This is a genomic window from Corallococcus sp. AS-1-6 (genome assembly GCF_020037015.1).
Taxonomy (GTDB): domain Bacteria; phylum Myxococcota; class Myxococcia; order Myxococcales; family Myxococcaceae; genus Corallococcus.
This window is the reverse complement of sequence record NZ_JAIQDE010000024.1, coordinates 43,155-57,946: the sequence shown is the minus strand read 5'-3', so window position 1 is coordinate 57,946 and position 14,792 is coordinate 43,155. Positions and strand designations below refer to the sequence as shown.

The 14,792-nt window shown below is 72.2% G+C and carries 12 protein-coding genes; 5 read left to right on the top strand and 7 right to left on the bottom strand.

The window, feature by feature from the left end; all coding sequences use genetic code 11:
* Window positions 1-260: 260 nt before the first annotated feature.
* The 3 genes from radC to K8612_RS28025 are packed head-to-tail and all read left to right on the top strand — an operon-like array spanning window position 261 to window position 3,389.
* The gene (gene radC / locus K8612_RS28035; protein ID WP_223764529.1) at window positions 261-1,022 is read left to right on the top strand and encodes a DNA repair protein RadC; all 762 of its coding nucleotides are present in this window, start codon (window positions 261-263) and stop codon (window positions 1,020-1,022) included.
* Window positions 1,022-1,282, top strand: a complete 261-nt coding sequence (locus K8612_RS28030) for a DUF3006 domain-containing protein (RefSeq protein ID WP_223764573.1) — start codon at window positions 1,022-1,024, stop codon at window positions 1,280-1,282. The genes radC and K8612_RS28030 overlap by 1 nt, the downstream gene beginning before the upstream one ends.
* A gap of 52 nt (window positions 1,283-1,334) precedes the next feature.
* Window positions 1,335-3,389 carry an ATP-dependent DNA helicase RecQ gene (locus K8612_RS28025; protein ID WP_223764528.1) on the top strand — a complete coding sequence of 685 codons (2,055 nt, stop codon included), beginning with the start codon at window positions 1,335-1,337 and terminating at the stop codon, window positions 3,387-3,389.
* On the opposite strand, the gene K8612_RS28020 is transcribed toward K8612_RS28025, so the two are convergent.
* Together K8612_RS28020 and K8612_RS28015 are read right to left on the bottom strand one after the other, a co-directional pair.
* Complete coding sequence (locus tag K8612_RS28020; RefSeq protein WP_223738814.1) at window positions 3,386-3,733, bottom strand: hypothetical protein; 348 nt, start codon at window positions 3,731-3,733, stop codon at window positions 3,386-3,388. The genes K8612_RS28025 and K8612_RS28020 overlap by 4 nt on opposite strands.
* 52 nt (window positions 3,734-3,785) lie before the next feature.
* A complete protein-coding gene (locus K8612_RS28015; RefSeq protein WP_223764527.1) occupies window positions 3,786-7,421 on the bottom strand; it encodes a tetratricopeptide repeat protein in 3,636 nt (1,211 codons plus the stop codon).
* Window positions 7,422-7,513: 92 nt separating this feature from the next.
* Here K8612_RS28015 and K8612_RS28010 point away from each other — a divergent pair, with 92 nt between their 5' ends.
* Window positions 7,514-7,957: a hypothetical protein gene (locus K8612_RS28010; RefSeq protein WP_223764526.1), complete on the top strand. Its 444-nt coding sequence runs from the start codon at window positions 7,514-7,516 to the stop codon at window positions 7,955-7,957.
* Between the two features lie 336 nt (window positions 7,958-8,293).
* On the opposite strand, the gene K8612_RS28005 is transcribed toward K8612_RS28010, so the two are convergent.
* Both K8612_RS28005 and K8612_RS28000 read right to left on the bottom strand, forming a co-directional pair.
* Complete coding sequence (locus tag K8612_RS28005; RefSeq protein ID WP_223738493.1) at window positions 8,294-9,256, bottom strand: SDR family oxidoreductase; 963 nt, start codon at window positions 9,254-9,256, stop codon at window positions 8,294-8,296.
* Window positions 9,253-10,107, bottom strand: coding sequence for a lysophospholipid acyltransferase family protein (locus K8612_RS28000; RefSeq protein WP_120592868.1), 855 nt, complete (start codon window positions 10,105-10,107; stop codon window positions 9,253-9,255). Before K8612_RS28000 ends, K8612_RS28005 begins: the two co-directional genes overlap by 4 nt.
* 91 nt (window positions 10,108-10,198) lie before the next feature.
* On the opposite strand from K8612_RS28000, the gene K8612_RS27990 reads away from it, so the two are divergent.
* The gene (locus tag K8612_RS27990) at window positions 10,199-11,620 is read left to right on the top strand and encodes a DUF2252 family protein (RefSeq protein ID WP_306799736.1); all 1,422 of its coding nucleotides are present in this window, start codon (window positions 10,199-10,201) and stop codon (window positions 11,618-11,620) included.
* Between the two features lies 1 nt (window position 11,621).
* Here K8612_RS27990 and K8612_RS27985 read toward each other — a convergent pair whose 3' ends face one another.
* The 3 genes from K8612_RS27985 to K8612_RS27975 form a co-directional block, all read right to left on the bottom strand.
* A complete protein-coding gene (locus K8612_RS27985) occupies window positions 11,622-12,569 on the bottom strand; it encodes a polysaccharide deacetylase family protein (RefSeq protein ID WP_223764525.1) in 948 nt (315 codons plus the stop codon).
* A 16-nt stretch (window positions 12,570-12,585) separates the two neighbouring features.
* On the bottom strand, window positions 12,586-13,296 hold the full coding sequence (locus K8612_RS27980) for a glycosyltransferase family 2 protein (protein ID WP_223764524.1): 711 nt from the start codon (window positions 13,294-13,296) through the stop codon (window positions 12,586-12,588).
* A 78-nt stretch (window positions 13,297-13,374) separates the two neighbouring features.
* On the bottom strand, window positions 13,375-14,688 hold the full coding sequence (locus K8612_RS27975) for an NAD(P)/FAD-dependent oxidoreductase (protein WP_223764523.1): 1,314 nt from the start codon (window positions 14,686-14,688) through the stop codon (window positions 13,375-13,377).
* Window positions 14,689-14,792: the final 104 nt, after the last annotated feature.

The following is a 14,792-nucleotide window of genomic DNA, read 5'->3' as shown; positions in this document are numbered from 1 at the left end:
AGGTTGCGCTCTTCGAGGGATTGACCCAGGGCCAGCTCGCCAGGGCCGCCCGGAGCGCCGGGCCCCGGCCCCGCTGCTAGCTGGCGGCCCTGCCGCTTCTTGGCTCCTCGCACGCCAGGAGTGCGAGTGGAGCACCGCTGTCCGTCCCGCCACCGGGCCTCTTCACGCGCCGCTGGACGGGCCCCGCCCTCATCCCCCCGAGTGGCCGCTGAAGGGCACGTGCCTTGCTCAAGCCCGTGCGTCGCGTGGACGGAGGCGGGATGGAACAAGGTGGAGAGGCGTGGGCGGAGCCGGGCGAAGGGGAAGCCACGGGTGGCAGGTCGGTGAGGGCGAAAGGCGCGGGACTGGGGGATGCGCGCGAGCGCCTCTTCCGGCTGGGCGCGGAGGCCCTCACCGACCTGGAGTTGTTGGGGCTCCTGTGGACGGAGGGGCTGGGGGACGCGGCGGACGGCGTGGCGAAGGGCGGGCTCAAGGCGCTGGTGCAGGAGGATCCGCGCGTCCTGTGCGCGCGGCGGGGCGTGGGGCCGGCCCGCACGTCCCGGCTGCTGGCGGCGCTGGAGCTGGGGCGGCGCGCGCAGCGCTCCCCGGAGAAGCGGCCCCGGCTGCGAAACCCGAAGGAGGTGCACGCGTACCTGGCGCCCACGCTGGGCGCGCTCCGGCGCGAGGTGTTCCACGTGCTGTGCTTCAACCCGCGCAACGTGCTGGTGCATGACGCCCGGGTGGCGGAGGGGACGCTGAGCGCGTGCCCGGTGGACCCGCGGGAGGTGTTCGCGGCGGTGCTCGCCTCGCGGGCCACGGCCATCGTGTTCGCGCACAACCACCCTTCCGGAGACCCGGAGCCCAGCGTCCAGGACGTGGGGCTGACGGAGCACCTGGCGCGGGGCGCGGGCATCCTGGGGGTGAAGCTGCTGGACCACGTCGTCGTGGGGGACGGCGCGTTCGTGTCCATGCTGGAGCGGGGCATCCTGCCGGACAGCGAGCGGGAGGGGCGGCGCAAGTGCGTGTCGGGCGGGGACTGGTGATGGGGGCGTGCGTGCTGCTGGGGCTGGAGGAAGGCCCCCTCCGGGTGGAGGTGCTGGAGGAGACGCGGGCCCAGGTGGTGCGGACCGACGCCGGGCAGGCGTGCACGGTGGAGCGCTGGCGGCTGCCACCGGGCGTGCGCGAGGGGGACTTCGTCGTGGACGGCCGCCTGGACCCGGAGCGGACGGAGGCGCTGCGGCGCGAGGTGGCGTTGAAACGCGCCGCGCTGGCGGTTCCCCTTCCTCCGGGGCTCGAGCTGTGACGCGGGGCGCGCCGGCAACCCAGAGGGGATTGGCGTTGACGGCCCATCCAGGATGATGAACATGCGCGCGATGACGGAGTCCCTGCCCTTCCTCGAAGATGCCCAGCAGGGACTGGTGCGGCACTTCGGCCTGTCGGAGTTCCGCCCCGGCCAGGCGCCCGTCATCAGCTCCGTCCTCAGCGGCCGCAACACCGTGGTGGTGATGCCCACGGGCGCGGGCAAGAGCCTGTGCTACCAGCTCCCGGCCCTGCTGCTGCCGGGCATCACGCTGGTGGTGTCGCCGCTCATCGCGCTGATGAAGGACCAGGTGGAGCAGCTCACCGCGAAGGGCATCGCGGCCACGTACATCAACTCGTCCCTGTCCGACGTGGAGCGGGCGGAGCGCCTGCGCAAGCTGCGCGCCCGCGAGTACAAGCTGCTCTACGTGGCGCCGGAGCGCTTCCGCAGCGCAAGCTTCCTGGAGCTGGTGGCGGGGCTGGGCGTGGAGCTGTTCGCCGTGGACGAGGCGCACTGCATCTCCCAGTGGGGCCACGACTTCCGGCCGGACTACGCGCTGCTGGGACAGGTGCGCAAGCGGCTGCGGCCCCCGCGCACGGTGGCGCTCACCGCCACGGCGACGCCGGAGGTGCGCGAGGACATCGTCCGGGTGCTGCTGATGAAGGACCCGGCGGTGTTCGCGCAGGGGTTCGACCGGCCCAACCTCTTCCTGGACGTGGTGAACGTCAGCGGGGACGAGGAGCGCCGGGACGCGTGCGCGAGCCTGGCGGCGAAGGGCGGCAGCGGCATCATCTACTGCTCCACGCGCAAGGCGGCGGAAGGGATGCACTCCGCGCTCGTCACGCGCAAGGTGAAGGCGGTGCTGTACCACGCGGGCATGGAGGACGACGCCCGCCGCCGCGCGCAGGACGACTTCATGTCCGCGAAGGAGGCGGTGGCGGTGGCCACCAACGCCTTCGGGATGGGCATCGACAAGCCGGACATCCGCTTCGTCGCGCACGCCAACATCCCCCGCGCGGTGGAGGCGTACTACCAGGAGATTGGCCGCGCGGGCCGCGACGGCAACCCCGCCACGGCGGTGCTCCTGTTCAACCACGCGGACGTGTACACGCAGGAGCGCCTCATCGAAGGCAGCCACCCCTCCGAGTCCGTGCTGTCGGACATCTGGGCGCAGCTCCAGGCCGTGGAGGAGTTCGACCGGGGCGTGCACGCGCTCGCGGGCATGGTGGGCGCCAGCGAGTTCGAGGTCTCCGCCGCCCTCAAGATCTTCGAGCGCGAGGGCAAGCTGGAGCGCGGCGGCCGGGGCGAGGGCGAGTACGGCATCACCCTGACGGACAAGGCCGCCAGCGCGCAGCCGCACGCGGCGGAGTCCCAGCGGCTCCTGCGCTCACTGCTGGAGACCTTCCCCGTGGGGCGGCAGGCCACCACGGAGCTGCCCATCCTCGCGCGGCGCACGGGGCTGACGGAGGACGACGTCCGGCACGCGCTGGGCCTGCTGGAGAAGTCCGGCGTGGTGCGGGTGCGCCGGCCGTTCGCGGGGCGCTCCATCCGCGCACTGGAGCGCGTGCCGTTCCGGGAGCTGTCCGTGGACCTGTCCCGGGTGCGCGAGCAGGAGCGGCTCAACCGGCTGATGCTCAAGCGGATGGCGGACTACGCGTACACGCCGAAGTGCCGGCGCGCATTCATCCTGCGCTACTTCGGGCAGGCGGACGCGGCGGCGGTGTGCGGCAAGTGCGACCGGTGCGCGGGCAGCATGATGCCCAAGCCGTCCGGCTCCGCCTCGCGTTCCCTGCCAGCCGCGGCCGGGGCGCCGGTGATGGCCTTCAGCGAGCTGGCGTCCACGGAGCTGCGCCGCTGGCGCAAGGACCTGGCGAAGGACCTGGGCATCGCGCCCTTCATCATCTTCAACGACGCGACGCTCCTGGGGCTGGCCGCCGCGCTGCCGGTGGACCGGGAGTCCTTCCTCGCGGTGAAGGGCACCGGGGAGAGCCGCTGGGAGCGCTTCGGCCCCAAGGTGGTGGACATCTGCCTGATGGCGCGCGCGGCGGGCCATGAGCCGCAGGCCTCGCCCGTGGCCCCTCGCATCCGCAAGGCGAAGTCGCGCCGCTAGCCGTTGCCGCCGGGCGGAGGGCCCTCACCGCCGCGGGTGGCGCGCAGCAGCGCCCACCGCAGCACGGCCATGAGGGCGCCCACCACCAGGGCGAGCAGGAAGATGACCGCCACGGTGACGAGCCCGAAGACGAAGCGCACGCCCAGGTCGGTGATGCGGCCGGTGAAGTACGCCTCGCGCAGCGGCTCCATGGCGCGCACCAGCTCCAGCGCCCGCGCCGGCAGCGAGTCGAGCGCCATGGAGAGGCGCTCGAAGAAGGGCGCGTGGTACCGCCGCCGGATGGACTCCACGACGATGCCCGTCAGCAGGTAGAGCACCGACAGCAGGAAGGCGTTGCCCCACATGACCTTCAGCAGGGGGGAGGACGGGGGCCGCGGGTCGCTCACGTCGACCACGCTAGCGCGACGCCCGGCGCTTGAGGAGCGGAAGGGCCTTCTTCACCCGGTTCGCCTCCGGCGCCCCCCCGGCGAGCTTCAGGAAGGCCTCGTAGGCCTCCACCGCCCGGGGCAGCTCCGAGGACTCGCGCACCAGCACGTCCGCCAGCGCCAGGTGCGCCAGGCCGTCCGTGGGCTCCAGCTCCACGGCCTTGGCCAGCGCCTCGCGCGCGGGGGCCTCCTGGCGCTGCTTGAAGGCCACCAGGCCCAGGGCCAGGTACGCGCGCCCGTTGTAGGGGGCGAGCCGCACGGCCTCGTCCGCCGCCGCGCGGGCCTCCTTCACGGCCCCGGCGCCCAGCAGCACCCGCGCCAGCGTCACCTGGGCGAAGGCCTTGTCCCAGACGGTGGGCGCCTTGTCGGCCAGGTCCTGCAGCGTGCGCGCCGCGCCACGACCACCGCCCGGCAGTTGCGTGTACAGCTCGCCCACGCGGCCGCACGTCGCGTCCGGCCCTTCCCGCCGCGCCGCCGCGAAGGCCGCGTCCGCGCTCTCCACCTGCCCCTGGCGCAGGAACGCCTGGGCGATTTCGCAGAAGGTGTCCGGGTCCTTGGAGTCCAGCTTGTTGGCGCGCTCCAGCGCGGAGAAGCCGCCCTTCGCGTCGCCGTTGGCGAACAGGAGCGCCGCGCGCAGCCGCTGCCCCTCCGCGTCGTCCGGCGCCAGCTTCACCGCCCGGCCGGACGCCCCTTCCGCCTCCTTGCGGCGGCCGGACTGGTACAGCGCCAGCGCGAAGCCCTTCTGCGCGGCGGCGCTGCCCGGGTTGTCCAACTGCCACGCCTCGAACTGCTTCAGCGCCTCCGGCGTGCGGCCCAGCGCCAGGAGCGTGCGGCCCAGGGCGTCGCGGGCCTCGCCGTGCGAGCCGTTGCGCTCCACCGCCTGCGTCAGCGGCTTGAGCGCCATGTCCGGCAGGCCGCGAGACAGGAGCAGCCGCCCCAGCGAGCACGCGCCCTCGTAGTCGCGCGGGTCCTTCATCGCCTCGTCGAACTGGGCCTGCGCCTTGTCGAGCGCGCGCTCGCGCCAGTACACCTGCCCCAGCGCCACGCGCAGGTCCGTGCGGGGCTTCTTGGCCACGGCCTTCTCCAGCACGTCGCGCGCCTGGGCGGCGTTGCCCTCGTGCGCGTCCGCCAGCGCGAGCCACGCGACGGCCTCCGGCGGATAGCGGTCGTTCACGCGCGTCTTGCCCAGCTCCGCGCGGGCGCGCTTCCAGTCCCCGAGCCGCGCGTACGCCGCGCCCCGCACCAGCGACACCTTGCGGCCCCCGTCGGCCTCCAGGCGCAGCAGGGCGTCCTTCTCCCGGTCGCGATCCAGCAGCGTGCGCCCCAGGCCCTCCTTAGCGGTCTCGCTCTTGGGCTGCAGCTTCAGCGCGGCCTCGTAGGCCTGCTGCGCGGCCTCCAGCTTGCCCGCCGCGCGGCCCGCGGCCCCGAGCGCCAACTGGAAGTCCATGGCCAGCGGCCCCTGCGTGCCCTTGGACAGCAGGGTGCGCGCCTCGTCGTACCTGCCCAGCGCGGACAGGATTTCGCCGTGCACCAGTTGCTGACGGGGCTGGAGCGCGGGGGGCAGCTTCGGGTCCTGCGCGAGCGGCGCCACGTCCGCCAGCGCCGCGTCCAGGTCCTGCTCCAGCGCGAGCCGGCTCTCCGCCATCCCGATGCGGGCGGCGGGGTGCTCCTTGGAGACGTCGCGCGCGCGCTTGAACATCTCCAGCGCCTGCGCGAAGTCCTCGGAGGCGAGGTAGTAGTGGCCCAGCGCCACCAGCGCGCGGACGTTGCCCGGCGACGCCTTGAGCGCGCGGTCGAAGCGGTCCAGGGCCTTCTTCTCGTCCTTGGCGGCGATGAGCAGGCTGCCCGCGAGCGCGTGCACCTCCGTCACGTCGTCCTGCGAGGCGAGCAGCGCGCGGTTCGCGGCCTCGCGGGCCCGGTCGTCGGCGACGAGCGCGTTGGTGGCCAGCACCAGGCCGTTGAAGCCGTCCTTCACGCCCGGCTTCTCCAGCGCCTCCAGCGCGAGCCGGCGGTCCTCCGCGTTGGCGCCGTGGTCCAGGTAGCGCAGCGCGTGCGCGTAGCCCGCGAGCGCCCAGGCGGCGGGGCTCGCCTCGTCCATGTCACGAGCGCGGTCGAGCTGACGGAGCGCTTCGTCCAGCGACGCGCCCGTGTCCTGCGCCACGGCGCGCTTCGCGAGCTCCAGCGTCTCCGACAGCGTCTGGCCGCCCTGGCGGGAGCGGTAGAGGATGAAGAAGCCCGCGCTCGCGCCCAGGAAGATGAGGGCCACGAAGAGCGCCACGGTCTTCGCGCCATAGCGCTCCAGGAGGGACTGCTTCGCCCGCTCCTTGGCGATCTTCTCGTGCATCTCGCGCTCGTACTTCGCCGCGAGCGCCTCCGTGTCCTTCGCGTTCGCCGCCGCCTTGTTGCGGGCCGCGGCCGCCGCCAGCTCCGTCGCGTCCGGGATGTCGTCCAGCAGCGAGCGCTTGCCACCCGAAGCCGAAGCGACCGGAGCCTGCGTCACCGGCGCGGCCGGGCGGGCCCGCACCGCCTCCGGAGGCGGAAGGTCTCCGAGCAGTCCCCCGCCCTGCGACGCGGAGGGTTCATCCGAGGGAGGAGCGTCTGGGAGATCCGCCAGCATCCCGGACCCGCGCTTGCGGCTGGAGGCTCCCGGATCCGCCGCTTGCACGGAAGCGGGAGGAACCTCCGAACCCTGCTCCGGATCCGACGGCGCGGCGGCCACCGGATCCGCGGGGGCGTCCGCACCGGGCTCCTGGCCCGAGGCCGAAGCTCCTTCGCTCGCCGGATCCGCGCCCTCGCCCGACGCCGCACGCCCCCGGCCCGAACCCGGCTCCTGCCCTGGATCCGACGGGCTACCGGACGCAGCATCCATCGGATTCGCGCCATCCCGTGGCGCACCGAGCTCCTGCTCACCCGCCTCCACGGGGCCCCGCGCGTCCTCCGGCACCGGCGTCCCGATGGGAGCCGTGGGCCCGCCATGCGCCTCGACGGAGGCGACCCTGGAGGCCGCCTGCGCGTCCGTTCCACCCGCCGGCGTCTCCGTCCGGGCAGCGCGGCGCGGCTCCAGTCCCGCCGCCGCGGCGGCACGCGCCTCGAACGCGGACGGAGCGGCTTCCGGCCCCGGCGGCTCCGGCGCGTCCTCCTCCGGCGCGGCCGCGGGGGTCGCCAGGACGCCCAGGTCCTCGAAGATGGGGGCCGGTCCACCGGACAGCGCCTGCTGGGCCTGATCCAACCACTGCTTCACGCGCCCGTTGTTGGGCTGCAGCGCCACGGCCTTGCGGAGAATCGGCAGCGCGGAGCGGTACAGCCCGCGTTGCAGGAGCACGTCGCCGATGAGGTTGTAGGCGTACGGGTTGTCCCGCTCGATGGCGATGGCCTGGTCGAACTGCTCCATCGCCTCCGCGGGCCGCCCCAACTGGATGAGCGCCTTGCCCCACAGCACCCGCCCCACGATGGACGTGGGGTGGTGGGAGATGCCCTCCGTGCACACCTCGATGGTGCGCTGCGCGTCTCCCTTCTCCAGCAACGCCTTCGCCAGCTCCACGAAGACGGAAGAGGTCGGGTCCTGCCGGAGGAGCTGCTCGTAACGCTCCACCATCGACTTGGCCATGTTGAGTCGCGACTCCGGTGCGCTAAGCGGGGGAGCGCGGACCATACCACTGCCCTCGTCCGTTCCGCCCAGCGGCTGCTAGCGTCGCGGCCATGAAACGCCTGTCTGCCCTGATGGTCGCCCTGGTCCTCGGTGGGGCCTGCGCCCACACCCCGCCCAAGTCGGACCTGGAAGCGCTCCGCCCCGTCGTCGAGGGCTTCCACAAGAACCTGCGCTGGAGGAACTACCGCGCCCTGTCCACCTTCCTCGTCCCCGAGGAGCGCCAGGACTTCGAGCGCAAGCGCCGCGAGCTCCACGACGACCGCGACCTCACCGTCACCGACTACGAAATCGAGGCCGTGAAGCTCGCCGACGACGGCCGGAGCGCCACCGTCCACAGCCGCATCCAGTGGATGCGCCTGCCCTCCGTCACCGAGCAGAACGACACCGTCACCTCGGAGTTCATCTTCCGGGACGGCGTCTGGCTGCTGGAGAAGCAGCAGTCCGGGCCCTTCGACGGAGAGCTGGAGCCCCAGGCGGCGCCGCCGTCCCCGTAGCCCGCAAAAAAGTCGCCCACCGTCTCGGGGCCGGCCGAGACGATGGGCGTCGAGGGTTCCCCCATGGAACCCCCTACCAGGGTGACGAGGTCGCGCGGTACTTCCGGCCCGCTGCGACCCCGCCGTGTTGCCTGGTCTCTAGAGCAATGCGAGTGCCAACCGCCGAGCCCCCCTGCCCCACCCCCGCTCCCCACGGGAATTCAGGCACTTGGCGGCCCTCACTCCCCGTCGCCACCGTCCCATGCCTGACAGTGTTGTCAGGCCCTCCCTGCCACTCCGCCACGTCCCCCCTGACATGACTGTCAGGGAACCGGCGCGGGGCCCCACGGAAAGCCGCTACTCCCCGACGACGGAGCGGATGGTGTCGCGCATGGAGTGCCGGGCCTTCCAGCCCACGTCCTGGACCCAGCGGTTGCCGTCCACGGCGCAGAGGAACTGGATGTGGTCCAGCTCCGGCGGCGGGAAGTTGGCCAGCCGGTAGCGGAACATCAGGCCCAACAGGGGCCGGGCCACGGGGTGTGGCACGGGGATCGCGGTGTGGCCCAGCTCGCGCAGGACGGCGGACAGGGGCACCTGGCCGGGGCCCACGACGTTGTAGACGCCCTTGGGCTCCGGGCGCAGGGCCTCCACCATGGCGCGGGCGACGTCCTCCACGTGGATGAGCTGCACCATGGGGTCGAAGCCGGCCATGGTCCACGGGTGGCGCAGCCGCAGGTAGTTGGACGGCGCGTTCTTGATGGTGGGCCCGACGATGTGGACGGGCCGCAGGATGACCGTCTCGATGTCGGGGTGCTTCCAGAAGAAGCTGTGCGCCAGCATGTCCACTTCGATGAGGTCGCGCACGCCGGAGAAGCGGCTGGCGGCCATCAGCGGCGCGTCCTCCGTGAGGAAGTTGGAGTTGTCCGGGCTGGGGCCGTAGACGTTCGCCGAGGACAGCACCACCACCTTCTTCACGCCGTACTTCGCGCAGTACTCCAACAGGCGCGTGGTCCCCACGACGTTGAACGAGTGGTGCTCCTCCTCGCTCATGCGCGGGTCATGCATGATGCCCATGTGGATGACGGCGCGGACCTCGTTCTTGCGGAAGACGTCCTCCGCCTTCTTCTTGCGCAGGTCCAACTGGTGCATCTCGACGTCCTTCGGCTTCCCGATGAAGGGGCGCCGGTCGATGCCGATGATGCGCTCGCGCTTGTGCAGCAGCTTCGCCAGCGTGCGGCCCAGGTTGCCGCTGATGCCGGTGACGACGACGGCCGGGCGCTTGTCCACCGCGCCGTCCTTCTCCTCGTTCGCGGGGCTCACCAGAACACGCCCCGGCGTTCCTTGAGACCCTGGTGGAGCATCGCCTGGATGGAGGCCTTCACGGTGCGCACCTTCTTGTCCAGTTCGCTGTCCTCGTCGTCCGCGCGGCCGGTGAAGTGGAGCGCGTCGCCGAAGTAGATGCGGTACTTCGTGGGCAGCGGGAAGGGCGTGCCCGTGGGGGTGATGGGGAAGGACGGGAAGCCGAGCAGCTTCGCCACCGGCTTCAGGTTCATCAGCGCGGGCGCCTGCTCCTCCGCGCCCACCACGGCGATGGGCACGATGGGCGTGTTCGTCTCCAGCGCCAGGCGCATGAAGCCCAGGCCGAACTCCTGGAGCTGGTAGCGCTGGGGCCACAGCTTGTTGAGCCCGCGCGTGCCCTCCGGGAACACCAGGATGGCCTCCTCCGCCTCCAGCAGCCGCCGGCAGTTCTCCGGCGTGCCGACAATCTGGCCCACGCGCGCCATGAACGTGGAGACGTACGGCAGGGACGGCACCCACTTCTCCACCATGCTGCGGATGGCGCGCGGCGGGTTGCCCTCCACCATCAGGGCGATGCCAATCATCGCGCCGTCCAGGGGGAGCTGGCCGGAGTGGTTGGACACCAGCAGCACCCGCCCCGCCGGGATGCGGTCCGCGCCGTAGGCCTCCACGCGGAAGTAGTGGCGGTAGAGCCACATGAACGGGGCGATGGCGGCCAGGCTGTAGTCCAGGTTGAACCCGAACGGGTCCACCCCGTACTCGTTCTCCGTCCGGGCCAGGGCCTGGAGTTGGTCGGACTGCTGCTCGCCGGCCATGCGCTCGGTCCAGCCGCGCAGGCCCTTCTTCACCTTGTCGCTGAAACGCTCCAGCATGGGCTGGCTCCTTAGCACCCCGGCATGCACACCGGGAGTGGGCCCACAACCCGCGATGCCCTTCTGACGATAATCCGCCGGAAGGTCCCCCATGCGCATCCCCTCCAAGCCCGCCTCCCCCTCCCGGACGTCCGGCTCCACCGTCGCCGCCACGGTGCTGACGCTCGCCACCTCCGGGGCCGCCGCGGGGCGGCTGGCCTCCGGCGTCAGCGACTTCCAGCCCCAGGCCCCCCCGTCACGGACGGGCAACAGCGTGGCGGGGAACACGCTCGCGCCCCCACGGGCATCCGGGCTGGAGCGGCAGCCGTCCCAGGCCGTGTCCTTCGTGCGCGACTTCAACGCGCGGCTGGACCTGCCGCCCGCGCGCCTGAAGGAGAAGCTGGCGCAGATGCGCCAGAGCCCCTCCGCCCTGTTCCGCGCCATGCCCGCCCTGTTCCACGCGGACCTGCGGGGCCCGTACGCGCGGCAGGCCCGGCTGACGGACCGGCCCGCGCCGGACATCCGGGTGGTGGGCGACGCGCACGTGGGCAACCTGGGCACGTTCCGGGGGCCGGACGGCAAGGCGGTGTGGGGGCTCAACGACTTCGACCAGACGGGCACCGCGTCGCCGGAGGCGGACCTCACGCGTCTGGCCACCAGCGCGGTCCTCACCGCGCGCGAGGCGGGCCTGCCCACCCGCGAGCAGGTCCAGGCGGTGGAGGCGCTGGCGAAGAGCTACTTCGAGACGCTGGAGCTGCTGGCGGACGGCGACGCGAACCCGGGGGCGTTCCTGGACAAGAAGGAGTCCTCCGGGCCGGTGAAGGACCTCATCGGCAAGGCGCGCGACACGTCCGCCAGGGACCTGCTGTCCAGGTACGTGAAGCTCGACGGCGCGAAGGGCCCGCGCTTCCTCACGACGGACACGCTCCAGCCGCTGGACGCGCGGAAGAAGGCGGCGGTGCGGACGGCGCTGGCGTCCTACGCGAAGACCCTGGACGGCACGGAGGGCGTGGCGGTCCCCCTGAAGGTGCTGGACCTGGCGGCGCGGCTGGACGCGGGGGGCAGCAGCTACGGCCTGGAGCGCGACTACGTGCTCCTGGGCGCGGCGGATCCGAAGGCGCCCCCCGTGCTGCTGGAGCTGAAGGAGCTGCTCGCGTCCGGCGTGGCGTCGCCCCCGGTGCCCGCCAGCGGCGCGGACGTGGTGAAGGCACAGGAGGAGCTGGGCGGCGCCGTGAACCCGCTCACGGGCGCGGTGGACATGGGCGGCCGGGCGTTCCTCGTGCGCGAGGTGGAGCCGGAGAAGAACAAGCTGGACGACGCCGTGCTCGGGAAGAAGAAGTCCCTGCGCTCCACCTTCGAGCAGGCGGGCGTCGTGCTGGCCCGCGCCCACGGCAACACGCAGGCCCGGGCGCGGCGCCTGGAGGACTGGGTGGGTGGAGACACGAAGGAGGCCACGAAGCGGCTGGTCGCCTTCGCGCGGGCCTACGCGGATCAGGCCGAGGCGGACTGGAAGGCCCTGAAGGCCGCGCGCTGAGTCAGAGCGTCGCGGAGAGCCGCCCCGCGGCGTCGCGCAGGGTGACGACGTCGAAGTCGTCCTTGAGCCACTGGAAGATGTCGCGCAGCCGCTCCAGCTTCTTCGCGGCGCTCACGCGCAGGTCGCGCTGCTGCCGCGCGAGCTCCGGCGGGATGCCGTCCGTGGCGTCCAGCACGTCGACGCCATGGAGCTCGAAGTTGAAGAAGGCATCCGCCCGGCACGCGCGGTACGCGGCGCGCATCGTGCCGCGAGGCAGCGTCGTGGCGAACGTGCCGATGAACGGGAAGCGCACCACCGGCGTCACCGTCATGGGCAGCTCCAGCACCGCCCCCGAGCCGCGACGGTAGGGCTGCGCGGGGTCCGGCCGGTATGGCACGCGCGGCGCCAGCAGCACGCGCGGGGTGTCCAGCACGGAGCGTGACGGCCGCCCCAGCGCCGCGAGCGCCCCCATCACCGCCGCCTTCGCCGCGTAGTACGGGGCCGCCGGGAACGCGGACGAACCGTACCGGTAGCCCTGCGCCACGGTGGCCGCGTACAGGTCCGCGTTCAGCGTGTAGCCCGGGGCGCGGAATCCGGAAGGACGCACGCCCACGGCCTTCAGGATGGCCGCGTCCGCGCGCGCCAGGTCCGCTGAAATGGCGTCCGGCCCGCGCCGGGTGAGCGCGTAGTCATGGGCGTGGCTGTGGCTCGCCACCTCCACGCCGGCCGCGTGGGCGCGCCGCATGCCCTCCGCGGCGCCGGGGTCCGCCTCCAGGTCCTCGCCGATGACGAAGAACGTCCCGGGCACGCCCACCGCCGCGAACAGCTCCTGGAAGCGCGGCACCGCCACGCGGTGGATGAGCGTCCTCGCGCGCTCGTCGAGCAATGACTCGGGCAGCCCGTGGATCCGGCAGTAGTGCGGCAGCGAATCCAGGTCGACGGAGATGGACGCCAGGCGCGCTGCCGTCATGGGGCACCCCTTCCGCTCAGGTCCCGCGGACGCGGATGACGTAGAACAGCTTGCCCACGTTCTTGAGCACGTTGGGCACGCGCTTGAACAGGTGGATGGACGGCTGGCGCTTCTCATGGAGCTGGATGGGGATCTCCATGACGTTCAGCCCCTCGCGCCACGCGCGGATGACGAACTCGCTGGCGAACACGTCCATGTCCACCACGCACTTCTGGATGACGGGCAGCAGCGCTTCGCGGCGGAACGCCTTGAGGCCGTGCGTGTCCGTGCCCTGGAAGCCCAGCGCCACGCGCAAGAGCTTGTTGTGCACCCGCGTGGCCGCGCGGCGGATGAGGGGGCGCTGGTCGCTCGCGCCCTTGGCCGCCTTGGAGCCCACGACCATGTCCGCCTCGCCGCGCTCCAGCCGGGGCAGCGCCGCGTCGTAGAAGGTCAGGTCGCAGAGGTCGATTTCATCGCAGACCACGTAGGTGCCCCGCGCCTTCAGGATGCCGGCCTTGAGCGCCACGCCGTAATTGGGCGTCTCCGAGTGGAACCAGCGCAGGCGCGGGTTCTTCGCGCAGAGCCCCTCCAGGAGCCGGGGCGTCGCGTCGCGCGAGCCGTTCTCCGCGAAGATGATTTCGTAGTCGAGCCCGCGAGCATCCAGCCCCTGGCGCAGCTCTTCGGCTGCCTGGGCGATGATGGACTCCTCGTTGTAGACGGGGATGACGACGGAGAGGTGCAGGGCCATGGGTCCGGAGATGCGAAGGGAAGGCGTTGGGGCGTAGCACGCCCCCGGACCACCGTCGACAGGAGACGACTCCGTGCGTCAGCCGTTCAGCGTCCGGGCGCAAGCCCGCCCGTCCAGGATGGCGTCCTCCATGGAGGCGTACTCCCACTTTCCGTAGCGCCCGGCCATGAGGATGCCGGCGTGCTCCAGGAAGCGCTTCACCTCCGCCATCGCGGGGCCGTAGGCGTCGTCGTAGAGGACGTACGCGTTCGGGATCTCGCGCCCCCGGGCGAAGAGGATGTCGTCCGCTGAATGGATCATCCGTGAGCGCACCAGGTCCTCCACCGCGTACCGCTCCGCGTCCGCCACGGACAGCTCTCCGTGGTGGCTGAACTCCACGGAGAAGCTGGCCGTGTCCGGCGGGGCCAGGGGCGCGTACACCGCCGACGGCGCCCCGATGCGGTACGAGTGGAACTCCGGCTCCGGCAGGTAGATCCAATGCCACGGCTGGCGGTTCACCCCCCGGGCGCCCACGCACACGTACGTGACGATGAAGGCGCGCAGGCGCTTCGCCGCGGCCCGCACCTCGTCCGGCACGCCGGAGGCGCCCTTCCCGAGCAGCTCCACCAGCGCCGGCAGCGCGATGGAGGACACCAGCCCCGAGTACGGCAGGGTCCGCCCGTCCGACAGCGCCACCTGCTTCGCCTTCCAGTCGATGGAGACGGGCTCGGTGCGCACGCTCAGCTCGCCGCCCGTCAGGTGCTGTTTCATCGCGCGCGCCAGGCTCTCGATGCCGCCCTCGCGCGGGTAGAGGAAGGACGCGTTGTAGCCCAGTTGATCACTGCCCGCGCCGAGCGCCCCGTCCACGACCTCCTTGAGGGTGGGGCGCGGCACGAACCGGCCGACCCAGGCGGCGGACATCTCGCGCGGGTGCACGGTCCAGAGCTTCTGGTTGTAGGGCAGCATGAAGTTCTTCGCGAAGCCTTCACCCATGTAGCGGAGGATGAACTCCTCGAAGTTCACGGGGTCGCGCTCGCGCAGGGCGCGGCCCTTCTCCCCGTAGATGGCCTCCACGTAGCCGACCAGGTTCTCCGCGACGACCTCCGGCGGCAGCCCGTGGGTGTTCACCTGGTAGGGGAAGCGGGTGAAGGTGTCCCGAGAGAAGATGGCGGCGCGGCGCTGGATGCGCACCAACTGGTCCGGGAGCCAGAGCGTATTGACCAGTTGCTGGATCTCCGGGTCGCGCAGGTGGAGCCAGTGGCCGGTGGGGTCGAAGTAACACCCGTCGATGACCTCGGTCTTGATGAGGCCGCCGACCCGGTCGGACTTCTCGATGAGGCGCCAGGGGCGCTTGAGGAAGTGCGCGGTGGAGAGGCCCGCCAGGCCCGCCCCGAGGATGACGATGGGATCCATGCTCCGCCGGGTCTACCACCCTGGGAGGGGGCCTGGAAAAGGGATGCACACCCTTGGTGTTGGCGGGCGCCCGCCCTCCTGCCCGGCCGGGTGACAACGGTACG